Origin of the sequence: Allolucifera butyrica, from assembly GCF_900476375.1 — a bacterium.
Taxonomy (GTDB): domain Bacteria; phylum Bacillota; class Negativicutes; order Sporomusales; family UPPP01; genus Lucifera; species Lucifera butyrica.
In genome coordinates, this window is the sequence record NZ_UPPP01000067.1 from 1 (window position 1) to 16,269 (window position 16,269).

The 16,269-nt window shown below is 45.1% G+C and carries 14 protein-coding genes and 1 other annotated feature; of the genes, 12 read left to right on the top strand and 2 right to left on the bottom strand.

The genetic code is table 11. The features are described from left to right. Nucleotides 1-79 precede the first annotated feature (79 nt). The 3 genes from LUCIF_RS26035 (at nt 80) to serA (ending at nt 4,061) form a co-directional block, all read left to right on the top strand. The gene (locus tag LUCIF_RS26035; protein ID WP_165865948.1) at nt 80-250 is read left to right on the top strand and encodes a hypothetical protein; all 171 of its coding nucleotides are present in this window, start codon (nt 80-82) and stop codon (nt 248-250) included. Nucleotides 251-607: 357 nt separating this feature from the next. Then, nucleotides 608-2,170, top strand: coding sequence for an ATP-binding protein (locus tag LUCIF_RS09515; protein WP_122627654.1), 1,563 nt, complete (start codon nt 608-610; stop codon nt 2,168-2,170). 47 nt (nt 2,171-2,217) lie between these two features. Further along, nucleotides 2,218-2,422, top strand: a binding site (T-box leader). 58 nt (nt 2,423-2,480) lie between these two features. Next, on the top strand, nt 2,481-4,061 hold the full coding sequence (gene serA / locus LUCIF_RS09520; RefSeq protein ID WP_122627655.1) for a phosphoglycerate dehydrogenase: 1,581 nt from the start codon (nt 2,481-2,483) through the stop codon (nt 4,059-4,061). 162 nt (nt 4,062-4,223) lie between these two features. On the opposite strand, the gene LUCIF_RS09525 is transcribed toward serA, so the two are convergent. Beyond that, the gene (locus LUCIF_RS09525; RefSeq protein WP_122627656.1) at nt 4,224-4,409 is read right to left on the bottom strand and encodes an SAP domain-containing protein; all 186 of its coding nucleotides are present in this window, start codon (nt 4,407-4,409) and stop codon (nt 4,224-4,226) included. Between the two features lie 426 nt (nt 4,410-4,835). On the opposite strand from LUCIF_RS09525, the gene LUCIF_RS26040 reads away from it, so the two are divergent. The 9 genes from LUCIF_RS26040 to LUCIF_RS09565 all read left to right on the top strand — a co-directional run bounded on the left by LUCIF_RS26040 (nt 4,836) and on the right by LUCIF_RS09565 (nt 13,908). Continuing rightward, nucleotides 4,836-4,994: a hypothetical protein gene (locus LUCIF_RS26040; protein WP_165865949.1), complete on the top strand. Its 159-nt coding sequence runs from the start codon at nt 4,836-4,838 to the stop codon at nt 4,992-4,994. Nucleotides 4,995-5,407: 413 nt separating this feature from the next. Continuing rightward, a complete protein-coding gene (locus LUCIF_RS09530) occupies nt 5,408-7,069 on the top strand; it encodes a tetratricopeptide repeat protein (protein ID WP_122627657.1) in 1,662 nt (553 codons plus the stop codon). An 82-nt stretch (nt 7,070-7,151) separates the two neighbouring features. After that, entirely contained in the window at nt 7,152-7,703 is a 552-nt protein-coding gene (locus tag LUCIF_RS09535) for a hypothetical protein (protein ID WP_122627659.1), read from the top strand. Then, nucleotides 7,688-8,434 carry a bifunctional DNA primase/polymerase gene (locus LUCIF_RS09540; protein WP_122627660.1) on the top strand — a complete coding sequence of 249 codons (747 nt, stop codon included), beginning with the start codon at nt 7,688-7,690 and terminating at the stop codon, nt 8,432-8,434. Before LUCIF_RS09535 ends, LUCIF_RS09540 begins: the two co-directional genes overlap by 16 nt. Nucleotides 8,435-8,653: 219 nt before the next feature. After that, the gene (locus tag LUCIF_RS09545; RefSeq protein ID WP_207857354.1) at nt 8,654-9,730 is read left to right on the top strand and encodes an HD-GYP domain-containing protein; all 1,077 of its coding nucleotides are present in this window, start codon (nt 8,654-8,656) and stop codon (nt 9,728-9,730) included. 20 nt (nt 9,731-9,750) lie between these two features. Further along, nucleotides 9,751-10,437 carry an HAD family hydrolase gene (locus tag LUCIF_RS09550; protein ID WP_122627661.1) on the top strand — a complete coding sequence of 229 codons (687 nt, stop codon included), beginning with the start codon at nt 9,751-9,753 and terminating at the stop codon, nt 10,435-10,437. Between the two features lie 201 nt (nt 10,438-10,638). Next, nucleotides 10,639-11,229 carry an outer membrane beta-barrel protein gene (locus LUCIF_RS09555; protein WP_207857356.1) on the top strand — a complete coding sequence of 197 codons (591 nt, stop codon included), beginning with the start codon at nt 10,639-10,641 and terminating at the stop codon, nt 11,227-11,229. Nucleotides 11,230-11,490: 261 nt separating this feature from the next. Further along, entirely contained in the window at nt 11,491-12,096 is a 606-nt protein-coding gene (locus LUCIF_RS09560) for a hypothetical protein (protein WP_122627663.1), read from the top strand. 72 nt (nt 12,097-12,168) lie between these two features. Then, the gene (locus LUCIF_RS09565) at nt 12,169-13,908 is read left to right on the top strand and encodes a BamA/OMP85 family outer membrane protein (RefSeq protein WP_122627664.1); all 1,740 of its coding nucleotides are present in this window, start codon (nt 12,169-12,171) and stop codon (nt 13,906-13,908) included. A gap of 76 nt (nt 13,909-13,984) precedes the next feature. Here the strand turns inward: LUCIF_RS09565 and LUCIF_RS09570 are convergent, their stop codons facing one another. Beyond that, a complete protein-coding gene (locus LUCIF_RS09570; RefSeq protein WP_122627665.1) occupies nt 13,985-16,192 on the bottom strand; it encodes a HelD family protein in 2,208 nt (735 codons plus the stop codon). Between the last annotated feature and the right edge of the window lie 77 nt (nt 16,193-16,269).

Consider the following 16,269-nt stretch of genomic DNA (forward strand, 5'->3'; position numbering starts at 1 on the left):
AGAAGGATTAAACCCACATTTCACCTCCTGAACTAAAGAGGACGGTGGGAAGTGGAATAAAAGGAAAGAGGGAGTATATATGGATTTTGGTGGTTTAGAACGGTTTGGCGGGTTTGGCCGTGGTTTTGGCGGTGGCGGAATCTGGATCCTACTTATTCTAATTCTGCTTTTCTGCTGCTTTAACGGTAACGGGTGGTTTTTTGGCCGAAGAAATGTTGAAGAACCTATAAATGAAATTGTCAATTCTTAATGTTGTCATCATAGAGAGAAGCCTTTGCTGAGTGAGGGCTTCAGACTGTAGACAAAGTCGCTTCTTAAGAGATTGCCACGTCGCTCTGTTCCTCGTATGACAGGAAAAATGGGATGTCATCGCGAGCGAAACGGAGTGCAGCGTGGCGATCTTAGGTTTTATCGAAAACTTGAAGTTCTTACTGAGTGAAGGTTTTTAATTTTTCTAGCCGCGCTTTTTGTCAATGCCGGTAATCCCAATCTCCTTCTTGTAAAAAATATTAGGATATAATAAAATTTATTTTGGAAAAAGAGTAATTATGGCATCTTTTGTAGAATTTAGCAAATTATATGTATTTTAACAGAGGAGCTATTTCCGATGTTGCAACTTATCCAGGAGTATATAGAAAAATTAAAAAAAGTTGATGAGCAGCTTGAACGGTTAACTTCAGATAGAAACGTTATTGAAACCGAATTGACTGCCTTATCGAATGCAATTAACAATCAATCGGAGTCGTTCGGCAGAATTATCTCTTTTAGCCATGATTGTGTATTTATTCTTGACCGGAATTGCCGGTTTACGTATGCCAGTATTTCAGGCGCACAATTATTTGGTTTAAAACAAATGGACATGATTGGCAAAAACTGGCGGGAATTGAAACTTTCCAAAGAAATGATGATTCCTTTTGAAGCTTATTTAAAAACAGTATTTATGCTGGGAATCCCGACGTCTCAGGTCACTCGGGCCGTATTTCCTTATGGGATCCGTTATCTGGAATATTTTTTAAATCCCGTATTTAATAAGCATCATGTCGTGGATGCGGTTTTTAGTGTAGTAAGAGATGTTACCCAGCGTAAAGAATCGGAAACGGTGCAAAAACAATTAACAATACAATATCTGGATGAATCACAGCGCTTACAACAAATGATCGATACGGCGCCTATGGCGATTCTGACTGTTGACCGGGACGGTTTTATTATCGCCTCTAACCAGTTGGCTGCCGAACTTTTGCCTGACATTACGGATAAACTGAAAATGGTAATCAACAGTCATCTTGATGCGGGCGGGCTGGATGATTCGGATGAGGCATTGATTGCCCGGGCATTAAATGGCGAAGAAATAAACGGTTTTTTTCGCCAGGACCGGAACAAATCTTTTTTAATTAGTGCCTATCCCATTAAGGAGTATAATACCGATAACATTGTGGGCGCAATTGCTTATTACCAGGATATCAGTGAGCTGGAGAACTTGCGTAATGAATATGCCAGACTTGACCGGCTGAAGCTGATCGGGGAAATGGCCGCCGGCGTAGCTCACGAAATCAGAAATCCGATGACCGTCGTTAAGGGATACCTTCAAGTCCTGACCAATAAGGCAGAGCCGGATTTGCAGGAGAGATATTCCATAATCATGAATGAACTGAACCGGATTGACACAATTGTTACCGACTTTTTGTCTTTGGCGAGAAATAAAACGGTTACTAAGGAAATTTGTAATTTAAACAATATCATAGCGGGTACGTTTCCGCTGCTTCAAGCCGATGCGGCGGAATCGGGCATAGAAATCAAATTGAATTTGGCTGAAGTTGTACCCGAACTGTTGCTGAATGAAAAGGAAATAAAACAGGTGCTCTTTAATCTTTCCCGTAATTCCATTCAGGCTATGCAGCCGAAAGGGCTTTTACGGATTGAAACCAAAGTGTCGGCGAATGCGGTAAAATTAATAGTAGCCGATAATGGCTGCGGCATTGAGGCCGATTATCTGAATAAGATTTTTGATCCCTTTTTTACAACCAAAGATACCGGAACCGGACTTGGACTGGCAATCTGTCAAAGTATTGTGGAAAGGCATGCCGGTAAAATTGAGGTGCAATCCAAAGTAGGGAAAGGAACATCCTTTTTTATTACGTTTCCTACTAGTGAAAAGAATCTAATGAATTGACAAATGTTCTTTCCTGTGATACTATTATTACAAATTATGTATAATATAGAAAAGCTGAGATGAAGAATAGTAAACAAGAGAAGGTTTCAGAGAGCCAATGGACAGTGTGAATTGGTATCCGGTCTTGTTGAATCCACTTCGGAGCAGACAGGGAAATAACCTGGTCCGGTTTGATACCGTTAGCATCGAAAAGGTCAGTCCCGGATGACAAAAGAAGGTGGCACCACGTGAGAAATTACTCCCGTCCTTGGCAATTGCTAAGTGCGGGGGTTTTTATTTTCCTAAATAAACCAGCGGAGGGGTAAGAAAAATGAAAATTTTAGTGGCGGAAACGATTTCGGAAAAAGGAATTGAAAAATTAATGAATGAGGGAATGACTGTAGACGTTAATACGAAGCTTTCTCGGGAAGAACTGTTAAAAGTGATTGGTGAGTATGATGCAATTATTGTCCGCAGCGTAACAAAAATTAATGAAGAATTCTACCGTCGGGCCACAAAATTAAAAGTCGTAGGACGGGCCGGTAACGGCGTGGACAATATTGATATGGAAGGCGCGACCAAACGCGGAATCATTGTGGTGAATACGCCGGAATCGAACGTAGTATCAGCAGCGGAACATACAATCGGACTTTTAATTTCCTCCTGCCGGAATATTCCCCAGGCTCATGCCAGGCTCGGAAAACGGGTTTGGGACCGGTCCAATTTAAAAGGAGTCGAATTATTAAATAAAACTGTGGGAATTGTAGGTTTAGGCCGTATTGGTTCTTTGGTGGCCACCCGGTTAAAAGCATTTGGCATGAATGTGGTTGCTTATGATCCTTATATTAGTGATGCCCGGTTTAAGAAATATGGCGTTGAAAAAAAAGAAAATCTGGAAGAATTAATGAAAGAAGCCGATTTCATTACCGTTCATACTCCCAAAACCGAGGAAACTATGGGAATGATCGGTAAAGATCAATTCCGGGTTGCCAAAAAAGGTGTGCGGGTTGTAAACTGCGCCCGGGGCGGGATTATCGATGAACAGGCCCTGGAAGAGGCATTAAAGGAAAAGATTGTTGCCAGCGCGGGAATTGATGTTTTGGTGGGTGAGCCGAATCCTACCTCTCCATTGCTGGACTTTGACAATGTAATTATTACGCCGCACCTGGGGGCGGATACGGTAGAGGCCCAGGACAATGTCGGCATAACGGTAGCGCAGGAAGTGATCAGCGCGCTGCGGGGTGAAATGGTTCCGAACGCCGTTAATTTGCCTACGATTCAGAGCCAGGAACTGGAAACGCTAAAAGCGTATCTGCAACTGGGGGAAGTCTTAGGTAAGATTTACTATCAATTAGAAAAAGAAGCGGTGGAAAAAGTTGAGATCACCTATAGCGGTGAAGTTGCCGCTTTGGAAACGTCGATGCTCACGTTAGCAATTTTGAAAGGAATTTTTGAACCGGTACTGAAAGAAAAAGTCAACTATGTTAATGCCGCTCTGACCGCCGAAAGCAGGGGCGTTACCGTAACCGAAAGCAGGGAATCGGCGGAAAGCAATTGCTTGGCCTTAATCCAGGTCAAAATTATATCCAAAAACAAGACCTTTACGATCAGCGGGACTGTTTTGGGAAAAGGCGGCGGGCGTATTGTTGAACTGAACGGCTATGAATTTGACGTGACCCCGTCCGCGTATATGCTCATGGCGGAAAACATTGATAAGCCGGGTATTGTTGGGCAAATTGGAACTCTTTTAGGCGTCAGTAAAGTGAATATTGCCACTATGCAGCTAGGACGTCTGGCTTCCGATAAGCGCGCCATGATGGTGCTTGCCGTCGATTCGGACGTGCCAAAAGAGACACTGCAGTTTATCGGCGGTGTGGAAGGCGTCGTAAAAGTACGTCTGGTAAAGTTGTGAAAATAAGAATAATGCAAGAAAGACCCAAAGGGTCTTCAAGCAGGAAGAAAGTATTTTACTTTTCGGCATTTCACAAAAAACAGCTTGTATAAGAATATCCCGAAAAGTTATACTTTCTGTTACTGAAAAAAGGGCTGTCTCCCAAATGAGACAACCCTTTTTTCATTTTAGCCCAAGGCAATCCTTGCGCCAGAGGCATTCTTCCTGATCACAATAATCAGTAGCTGTTCCAAAGCAGGGAATATTATTTTCCTTGGCCTGGATTGCTTGAATTATTTCAGCCTTCTTCATTTTTTTGACGTTAATACCCACTTTTTTGGCTTTTTCTTTTACTTCCGCTAAATTCATTTTATTGCCCTCCCGATAAAAAAGCTTACGTAAATGAATTTTCGCGGTTTATTTTGGAAATTCCTTCCAGAATATTATTTTTTAATTTAAACGATTAACGGGGATCGCTGTTAACCGTGCCCTGAGCCCTGCGCCACGGACCGAAAGACCGCATCAGCGGTCTTTCATTCGTTAGTGGAGTCGCTGCCGGAACCGGAAACGCTAGTAGAATCAGAGTCAGTTGAAGAACCTGTAGTATCGTTAGTTGTGTTCTGTATGTATTGGAGTTCGGCAGGGGTTAATTTACTATACAAATCATACGCCGCAGCAGCCTTAAACATCGTGGAGTAACCTGAATCAGAACTGGAAGCAGTGAGGCTGGAAAGTTGTTGACCGGAAAGCTGCAATACAGAAGCCAGACTCGCGGTTAATTCGTAGGCGGCCGAATTGGTAGACGAAGAAGTAGCAGTGGTGCCGGTATTCGCGCTGCTGTCAGTAGCAGAAGTACTGCCGGTCGTTGTTACCGTAGCCGAATTCGAAACATTTGTTACAGTAGACGTGATGTTCACCTCCCTCTTTATCATTTCTGATTATGAGCCTGCTTAAAAAGCGCATCAATCCCACTTTTCGCAGTCCTATAACACTTGACAATAATTGCGAAATGTGGGACCTAACGTTGTTGCGGCTGCGCGTTCTCACTCAACGTACGCCTGAGTACGCCTCGTTCGAATGCTCGCCGCGCCTAGTATCTGCATCTTTTTAAGCAGGCTTGATTATAGTTAAATTATCGAAACGGTAAAATAAAAAGATTAAGGCGTTTATTTACCGTGATTTATGGTTGATTCGTCATAAAGGATAATTTTAACGGGTTATCTTGTATAATTGGCTCTATTTCACCGGATAGATGGCTGGAATGGAAATGCTGGTTGATTTTAAAGAGGCAGGAATTTAGGGTCTCTTGCCGAATTGTGTTGAAAATGGCGGGACCTAAAGCCGGGATGTAAAGAAGGGGCACTTCTATGAATAACAAAATGCAGGTAAAACATGGGTTGAATTTAGCGGCTAAGGGAGAATGGCAGCAAGCGGCGGCGGCTTTTCGCCGGGCTCTGGAGCAGGATCCCGCTGACCCGGAGACCTATAATTATCTGGGAGACATACAGTTGAGAGAAAAATTATACAAAGAAGCGGAAGATTCATTTCGTCAGGCTATCGGGCTGAATCCGGAATATGTGGAGGCTTATAACAACCTGGGGGTGCTTTTGCTGCAGCTTAACCGCCTGGAAGAGGCCAGGGAATGTTTGCTGGCGGCGGTTCGCCGGCGAAGCGGCTATGCGGCGGCTTATATCAACCTGGGTCTTATCTATGTGCGGGAACAAAATTTGGAGGAAGCGGAGAACGTATTTCGTCGGGCTATCGAGTTAAACCCGGAAAATCCGGAGGTTTATAATAATTTAGGACTGGTTTTCAAAAGTAAGAACCGTTTCGAGGAAGCGAAGGCGTGTTTTGGCCGGGCCATTCAATTGAAGGCGAATTATCCGGAAGTATATAATAATTTAGGTTTGATTTTTAAAGACAGCGGTCAGGTGGAAGAAGCCGGAGCCTGCTTCTGCCGGGCTATCCAGTTGCGGCCGGCTTATCCGGAGGCCTATAACAATTTGGGTGTTCTTCTAATGAGCATCAATAATCTTGATAAGGCGGAAACCTGCTTTCAGCGGGCGATTCAGCAAAATCCCGCTTTTTTTGAGGCTGAATTTTCGCTGGCGGTTTTATATTTACTGCGCGGGGAATATGAAAAGGGCTGGGAAAAGTATGATAAGTCAAGGGTGGTAATAAACTATGGAGCCGATCAGCCGCAGGCGCCTGCCTGGCAGGGGGAAGATCTTAGGGGACGCCGGATTTTACTTTACTATGAGCAAGGGTTTGGCGATACGCTGCAGTTCGCAAGGTATGCTCAAACCGTGGCCGATCAGGCCGGCGAGCTTGTTTTGTGGGTTCAACAGCCGCTGCAGCGGCTGTTTATCTCGTCCTTTCCTTTCTTGAAGGTCCATAGGGGAGAAAATATGCCGGCGGAAAGCTTCGATTTTGCCTGTCCGCTGCCCAGTTTGCCGCGAATATTTAATACCACAACGGCGGAAATTCCCCAGGGTATTCCTTATATAAAACCAAGTGCCGACATTACCTTGAAGTGGCACCAAATTCTTAGTCAGGGCGATAAAAGGAAGCGTTACCGGGTGGGCGCTGTCTGGGCCGGAAACCCCAGGCACCATAATGACCGCAACCGTTCGATCCCGTTTGATTTATTTAATAATTTGTTTTGTCTTACTAACGTAATCTGGGTGAGTTTACAGACCGGGAGCCGGGCCCGGGAACTGGAGAAATCGCCATATACGGTTTTTAGTTATACCGAAGAACTGGTTGATTTTGCTGAAACGGCCGGGTTGATAGCAAATCTTGATCTGGTAATAACCGTCGATTCGGCGGTGGCTCATCTGGCGGGTGCGATGGGAAAACGGACCTGGCTGCTTTTGCCGTTTGCCCCTGACTGGCGCTGGCAGTTAGAGCGCAGCGACAGTCCCTGGTATCCGACTGTGCAGCTTTTTCGGCAGAGTAAGATTGGGGACTGGCAGGAAGTTTTAGGCAGGGTCAAAGAAAACTTAAAAAGAGCCTTAGATAAAAGGTAATCTGCGGTAGGGCGGGTGAGCCGGACTAATTCGATTAAAAAAAGCCGGAAGGGGCGGTCTTATAAAAACAATTGCTGTTGATTTGGACGATACCTTAAATAATTTTACGGAAACATTGCGCAATACGAATTTTGTTTATAGCGACTCCTATGGATTAACGCCGGAAAAGTTCAATCAATATCTTGCTATGGTAAGGCAGGCCGTAACGGATGAAAGTGAATTGATTTGTAATGATTACTCCTATTTTCGTTATCAAATCCATCAACAGTGTCATGAACTGGCCAAAGCGAGAATTGACGGGATCCAATTTATGCAATGGTTAAAAGCGAATCATTGGCGGATTGTTATTTGTACCGCCAGGGATTTGCGAAGAGCGGTTGAGTATTCCAAGCTATGGTTAAGTGACAATGAAATTCCTTATGATTATTGTTTTACGGCCCAGAATAAAATAGTCTTTTGCAAGATGTGGAACATAAAATATTTAATCGACGATGACAATCTGAACATTTTACATGGTAAAGATTATGGCATCAATGTGTTTTACCCCATTATGGAAAAACACGCAAAGGTTGAAAAAGGGACAGCCAGAGGATTCAATCGCTTTGAAGAGGTAAAACAATGGATACAAGAGTAAAATTGCTCAAAGAATTCTATAGTACCATGCAAACGGGCAAGCTGAAGCTGGAGAGCAGAGAATATGGTTTTGATTTTTTGGATCGTTTGCTATCAACCGGCTTACTATTGGAATATGGTGAATTGGCGTCCGGCCTGATTCATAAATATAAATTATCGAATGTATCGGAAGAACAACTGAATTATTTATTACAGGAACATGTGAATAAGGGATGTAATGTATGTTTGTATTTTAACGAGGCGGCGAATAATACATTTTGTTTCAATCTGGACCATAATTATAAACTGAGCAATACGGCTCCCAAACCGGAAATAGGCATTGCCGCCGGTCTTTTAACCGGGTATTTGGAAGAGCTGGACATGAAGCCTTTGGTTACTACCAGCGGCAGAGGGTATCATTTTTGGACGCGCCTGGATGAACCGGTAGATAATAATCAATTATATGATTTCATGCTGCGAATGGCAGCGAGGACCTTGGCGGGATTACATGAAAACGGTTATGATTACAACAAAATTAAACTGAATATGTACCCGAATAATAAAATTATTCACCGCTCATCATTGCGGCTATTTGGTTCTGAACACGTCAAAAACAAAATATTCAGTTACATCCGAACCAAGACCGGCATTGTGAACGAAGAACATTCCTGGCAATATTTTGCGGACTATTTGATTAACGGGACGATAAGCAGGGAAAGCTTTGCTAAAGCATATAATGCGGTGATGACCTGATTTGCGCCCACGCCTTGTACCGTTGCCACTAACCCCGCTTATGATAAGACGATCCTTCTGCCGGGATTATTTGTCCGGAATGATTTCAGACGGTTTCCTTGCGTCCCGAGCCCTGCGCCATGGACCGAAAGACCGCGTCAGCGGTTTTTCTATTAAGTATTTTGCCGCTAATTCGATATATTATATAGGCAACATAGTTTGAGACTGGGGGGTCGTTATATGCGCCGCTTATTATTGGATGACATACAGCCGGGGATGTATCTGTCCAGACCGCTCATTGCCCCGGACGGCACGGTTTTATTGCATGAGGGAATTGAAATGAAAGACCGGTATATTCAATATCTTCGCAAGCAAGGGATTACCTATCTTTATGTGGAAGAGCCACAGACCCGGGATATCATTGTGGAGGATGTCATTGGGCCGGAACTGAGGCAGGAGGCGGTACAAACCGCTTTGGAGGCAGTCAATGATTTTCATGTCGGTCAGGGCATAAAACTCGGTAAAGTGAAAGCCATTGTCGCCGATATGATTGAACAACTGGCGCAAAAGCCGGAAAATATGATTCATTTTATTGATATCCGCCGCAAGGAAGACTATCTGTTTTCCCATGCGGTCAATACATGTATTTTGTCAGTTATGACCGGTATTAGCATGGGCTATGACGGCAATCAATTGGAAGAGCTGGGTTTAGCAGCTATGCTGCATGATGTTGGCAAGATCAAATTTCCTTACAAATTAGCCAAGAAAAATCCCGGTCATTTGACACTGAAAGAAAAGGGGGAATACCGGGAACATCCGTCTTACACGCTGGAAATACTGCGGAAAGACTCAACCATATCCGCCAATGTTGTCAATGCCTGTTTTCAGCACCATGAACGCTGGGATGGCAGCGGGTACCCTCTGGGAATTAAAGGCGGCGCCATATCGGAATATGCTCAGATTATCAGTATTGCCGATGTGTATGACCGGCTGACTGCCGGTACGCCTTACCGCCGGCCAACTCCTGTATACTATGCCGTTGCCATTCTTAATAAAGCGGCCGGACAATATTTTAATCCGGCCATCGTCGAAAAGTTTAATGAGAATATTGCCCTTTACCCTATTGGCACGACGGTAAGACTGAATAACAATCAGACCGCGGTAATTCTTGATGTCGACAAAAATTGTAAAACAACTCCCATCGTCCGCATCGTGTCCGGTGAAGATAGGACCAAAGTAAACCAGCTTTTAGAGCTTGACCTTAGGAAAAATCCACAGCTCTTTATCGTGGATTTTGAGGAAATAACGACATCTTGACAAAAGTAGGAGAATAACGTATGACTGCTAAATGTAAAGGGATCGTTTTTGATTTTAATGGAGTTTTGTTGTTTGATTCCCATTTGAATGAAAGGGCCTGGCGTCAGTTTGCCATATCGGTTTGCGGCCGGGATCTCACAGCAGAAGAGATATTGGTACATATGCATGGGAGAAGCAACAAAAGTTTTATTGAATATTTGTTGCAGCGGGAAGTCAGCTTAGCGGAATGCAATGAATATTCCGAGCAAAAGGAAACAATGTACCGGGCTATGTGCTTAGACGAAGGAGCCGGTTTCTGTTTGTCACCCGGTGCGCAACAACTGCTGGACATCCTGGCGGCAAAAAAAATTCCTATGACCATTGGAACGAGTGCCGGCAAGAATAATTTACTTTTTTATTTTAAACATCTTAATCTCGGTAACTGGTTTACTATGGATGAAATTGTTTACGATGACGGAACGCTGCCCTGCAAGCCGGAGCCGGATGTATATATAAAGGCGGCGCGAAAACTCCGGCTTAGGCCGGAACAATGCATTGTCGTCGAGGATTCCTTATCGGGAATTCAGGCTGCAGCCAAAGCGCAAATTGGTAAGATTATCCGGATCGGGAACCGGATGGATGACGTAAAGTTCGCTGAGGGTGGCCTTCAATTTGAAACAATAACCACATTGGCGGAATTGGATTCTGCAACCCATTTCGCCGTTTGAGCCGGACCCTGTCTGGCAATTACCGAAAGACCGCGCTAAGCGGTCTTTTTTTTAGGAATTTAAGCGGAGAAACATGTTTTTTTTAAGTTAGCTGCAGCTTTTCAAAGGGAATTCTAAGTCGATGGTTCGATACTATATTATAGAAAGAATCAAACTAAGGAAGGTGTCATGAAAATGAGGAAAATTTTGTGCTTGGTATTTATGATGATCGTATCAACATCGGCTGTCAGCATGGCCAGTCCTGTAGCAGACTGTTCTTTAGGGCAAGTCTCGGCTGGATTGAACTTTAGTGCGCCCAGTTTATCCGCCTCGAGTGGGGATTCGGATGGAAACCTGCGAGTCGGCTACGATGTGGCGGCCGGACTTGGTCTTGGCTTTTCCGGGCAATATACGTTTGATGACTTTAAAATGAAAAATTCCCTTAATGGCAGCGATGAGATTAAGGCGCAGCAATTATTTTTAGTGGATAATGTGCTTGATTTGGTAGCCAAAGTTTCCCTCTTCGGCGGCATTTCTCAGACGCAGATAATTGGCGGTTCCGAGCATAGGGGCTTTGTAGCCGGGATTGCCGGCAATATTCCGGTTGCGCCAAATATGAAAGCCTACGCCGTCTATACCGCCGGTAACCACGTGGGGGGCTATGAATTGGGTCTCAGCTATCAATTGGCTAAAGATACGGAATTTAACCTGGGTTACCGGGATACAAAATATAAAGGGCTGACCTATAGCGACGGCAGTTCCGACGATATAAAAGTAAAAGGACTGATTGGCGGTATAAGTTATAAATTATAATTTTGGTAAGAGGGCTGACCGTAACCGGTCAGCCCCTTTTCCTTAAATTTGACAAGACGATCCTTTTCCGGGATGGCTGCCCGAGCCCTGCGCCATGAGCCGAAAACCACATCAGCGGTTTTTTTTATATTTTTGTAACCAAACTGTAACCAAACTGACAAGAATTTGCTAAAAAGGATAGGTAAAATAAAACTGTTAACGCATGGCGGGCGGTGGCGGTAACTTATGACTGATTCAATAAAAGTAAGGGGGGAGCTATTTATGAAAATAAAAAATGCTTTAATTCCGGTATTGTTAGCTATTTTGTTTTGTTTCACCGCCGGTAATGCCTTGGCGGCGTACTCGTATTCCCTTAAGCTGGACGGCAAGCCTGCTGCATTCAACCCGGGCCAAAGCACAGGTTATTTTATCTGGCAGGATAAGGACGGTTTGCACTTACGGACCACCAGTGCAGGCAAAGAGCATGTATTTAGCGGCAGTATTCATACGGACGGCGCATTCGAGGACATCTTGGAAAAAACGGCAGGGCCGGACGACTTCTTTCATATCAGCGGCAATCGGGGGAAAATAGCTTTCCAACTTACAACTGCCGGCGAAGATAGCGGAATTGACCTGCATGTTGACGAGGGAACCTATGTGACGTTCAATCTATCCATGGATGGAGATAAGATGGATCCCAACTTGATATTTATTGGGAATGAGGGGTGGCACCCGGATAACTGCAAATTTACCCTCCGTCATGACCAAGACCCTGATAAACCCAAAGACCGGACGGTAATTATCCTTGGCGGGGATTTTTGGTGGTGGCACTTCCATCCTGTTTATGGATTTCCCGGTCCGCATGGTCCGGGGCCGGGTCGTCCTTAGCCTAAGGGGCTGCAGCATATCTTAGAATTTTTTAGCCGATATCCGTTTAAAAAAAGTGTAGGGAGCAGTGCAGTGAAGAAAAAAATCTATTTGGGATGGTTTGCGGTCGCATTTTTAATTACCGTGTTTAGCGCCGGAAATTTCGCCTATGCCTCAGATTATACAGGTAAAACGATTATCGACGTCAAGATTGCCGGTGAACAAACTGTGCCGGCAAATAGCATAATGGCGGTTGTCCGAATCAAGCCGGGAAATCTGTTTGATCCGGAGAAGATTCATCAGGACCTGCAGTCTATTTATGAGATGGGTGATATTTACAATGTGACGGCCAATTTTACTGACGTGCCCGAAGGGGTAAAGGTGACCTATGTTGTAACCGAAAACCCGGTTTTAAAGAATGTCGTTTTTAAAGGCAATACCAAGGTTTCAATGGACCAACTGAAAAGTGTGATTACGCTAAGCAAAGGCCGGGCGATTAACACTAAAACGTGGAATGAGAATGCCCGGGCAATTGAACAGGATTACCATAATAAGGGGTATATTTTGGCCAAGGTAAGTGACCTGGCTATGGATCCGGATGGAACCCTGACGGTTTCAATCAATGAGGGGACCGTTGAGGGTATTGTAATTAAGGGAAATGAAAAGACCAAGCCGTACGTAATTACCCGGGAAATGAAATTAAAAGCAGGAGAGCCGTTTAACGCAGGCGATGCGAAACGGAGTCTGCAGAAAATTTATAATCTGGGCTTTTTTGAAGATGTAAATATGAAATTGAATCCCGGACGGGAACCCAATGCCGTTGTACCGGAGGTTGATGTGAAAGAACAAAAGACAGGGAACTTTCTGATCGGCGGAGGTTACAGTCAAACCGACGGATTTGGCGTTTATTACGGCATTGGCGACAGCAATTTTAAGGGAACCGGCAATAAAGTGAATTTGACTTTTCAACACGGGATATCCAGCGAGGCCGGCACCGGCTGGGATTTTAGCTATACCAATCCCTGGATGGATGACAAACAAACTTCCTTCAGTGTTGACTTGTTTAATTCGGTTAACGAATGGAACGATTATGGATATGACGGCAGTTCCACAACACTGCGTTCGGACTACTACCGGCGGTCGAAGGGATTTAGCCTCTCTCTGGGCCGGCCGCAGGGAGAATATGTAAGATACAATATTAAATTTACCAACAGAAAAGATACTTATCAGGAATATATTTCCGGACCGGTGAATTACTTAACTGACACCGATTACTCGGATTATCTCAAAAATAATTTCGGAATCGTTCATAGTATGACGCTGTCGAGAGTCTATGATACCCGCGACAATATTTTTGATCCGACCGAAGGCAAGCGGGTCTTTCTGTCCAGTGAATTTGCCGGGAATGTATTTGGCGGGCAATTTGACTACAATAAGTATACTCTTCAGGCGAGCCAATATTTTAAAGTTGGGAGCAAACAAACGCTGGCCCTTGCCACGACGGCGGGTTACGCTACGGGGAACGTACCCGATATCAGTAAATTTTACGTTGGTGGTATCGACACGTTGCGCGGTTACAAAGATGAGGAATTTACAGGTAAGGAAATGTTTACCGCCACCATTGAGTATCGCTATCCGATTGTCAAAAAGGTCGAGGGGGTTCTCTTCACCGACGCCGGTAATGCCTGGGAAGGTGATTACAGCGTAGGCGGGCTCAAATACGATATCGGCGCCGGTGTGCTGGTCAACACGCCTATTGGCCCAATCCGGCTTTATATGGCTTATGGCGATGAAGGAATCCGGTATCAATTTGGTTTCGGTGGCCAATTTTAATGTGTTTGTATTTTCCCATAAGAAGCCCGGGCAAAAGCAGCATTGCTTTTGCCCGGGCTATTTACATCTTACTATTTCATTTAAGCAGAGGGGTCAGCGTTCCCTGATACATAATATGCAGGTTATGCATGGCACGGGATAAAGCCACATATAGAAGACGGGCATCGGCGGCGGAAGTTGTGAATTCGGCGGCGGAAGCATTCCAGACAATAACGCCGTCAAATTCCAGCCCCTTGGCCAGGGAAACGGGGAGGACGGAGATTCCGCCGCGGTAGCAGGCCTCCTGTCCGGAGATAAGATGAACCGGATAATCGAGCGGGTTGGCCGCTGCCGTTTGCAGCAAGCCCTCGTATAACCAGGCAGCGTCTTTTTCCAGCTTAGTAATAATGGCGATTGACCGGGCGCCCCGGCCGGCAAAGGTTCTAATCATTTCGATCACACGACGCAGTCCCTGATCCGCGGAAATAATTTTTTCCGCCGTTGGCCGGCGGCCGGTTTCATATACGGGAATGGCCCGGGAATGGCCCTTAGGCATGACCCGGTTGAAAACGTCGATAATTTCTTTGGCGGAACGGTAGCTATGAAGGATTTCCCGGTATTGAGTCCGGGCATCGGCAAAAACATCTTGCAAAAGCACATTCCAGCTGCTGATGCTGCGATAGGAATGGATGCCCTGGGACAGGTCCCCCATGATCGTGAAGGAGCCATTGGCCGACAGCTTCTTTAAAACGGCAAATTCCAACGCATTCAAATCCTGGGCTTCATCTACCACAATATGGTCAAACTTAAGTTTATGATTCCAGCCGTCAATCAATAAAGCAAGATAGGCCAGTGGCGCAAGATCATCCCTTTCAATCCGGTCTGCATTCAGGATATTTAAGGAGTAATTGCGGATGGCATCGGTGTCATAGTTCCGATCCCTCACTGTTTTGAAAGCGCTTTTATCCGTAAAAACCTCCCGGTACGCGGTAAATAAATCAAGCGGGTGCCAGCGCTTAAAATGGGTGGCAAGAAAAGCATCCGCTTCCTGACGCAATATTTTTCCTTGTTCCCCGGCGCTTTTTCCTTTTCTCTCCCGGGCTTCGACAACTTCCACATAGTTATTTATCCGGAAGGTGATGTAACGGGTAAGCGTGTTCAACCGCTCGTTATAAGGGGCTTTTACATCTGCCAGGAATTTATCCACCTGCTCCTTGGACGGAATAACCAATTTTTCATTAAATAAGCGAATGTCCGCCAACTTGAGACAAAATTTTTTTATTTTGTGTTCCAGATACGACTCAATAATAGGGAGAAAGTCCAGAGACCCTTTCAGCTTGGCCGTATTCTCCAACAAAGCAATCTGCGTTTTATCTTCCCCGGCCAGGACCAAATCCAGCCGGCGGTCGGCGGCAACGTTGAATTTCTTACGGATTATGGTAAAAAGCAAATCCTCCCAGACTGTTTGCTGCACATCGGCCGCATCAATTTCCGGCAGTAAATCCGAGATGTAATCAAGAAAAATACGGTTGGGCGCAATCACAATCAGCTTTTGGGGATCCAGCTTCTCATTGTATAAAAGGTAGGAGAGACGGTGGAGACCGATGGTGCTCTTGCCCGAGCCGGCTACCCCCTGAATGATTGTGACCTGATTCAGGGGTTCCCGGATAATCCGGTTCTGCTCGGCTTGGATCGAAGTGACAATATCTTTGAGTTTGTCGGTTGCCCCCTGGCGAAGCCGGTCCGAGAGAAGTGGATCGCCCAGAAAGGCTTCCTGCTGCCGTGCCAGGACCTGTTCCATAATATAGTTATCGACTATGGTCTTCAAGATGCCGTTATCAATTTTATACTGCCTTTTTAAGCGTACGTCACCGCTGTAGCGGTACCGGCCCAGAACTTCATAAGCGGCCCGGCCGCCATAACACTCATAAAAAATGGTAGAAACCGGGTCGCGCCAGTCAAATACCAGAATATCCCGGGGACCTTCGATTTGCAGTTTGGCGATTTTACAACGTCCAATATAGAAACTTTCGAATTCCCCGGCCCCGTCCTCCCGGAAATCAACTCTGCCAAAGTAAGGATCGGGAAGAGCTTCTTCAATGTCGTATATTCTCCTGGAATGATTGCTGCGCAACATAGCATGCACAGCGGCGCTGATTTCGTCTTTATGGGAGAAGGATTTATGCATGAGATGGAGCCGGCCGTCTATGTCCTCCTGCAAGTCGCTAATCAATTGTTTCATTTCGCTGACTGTATTTGCTAAATGCTGTGTTTCCGCCGCAAAGTCCGGGTGCTGCTCAGTCATAATGCCTCCTTGTCTCCGACAGAGCTAAGAAAGAACCAAAGGGTCTTTAAATGGAAGGGAAGTATTTTACTTTTCGG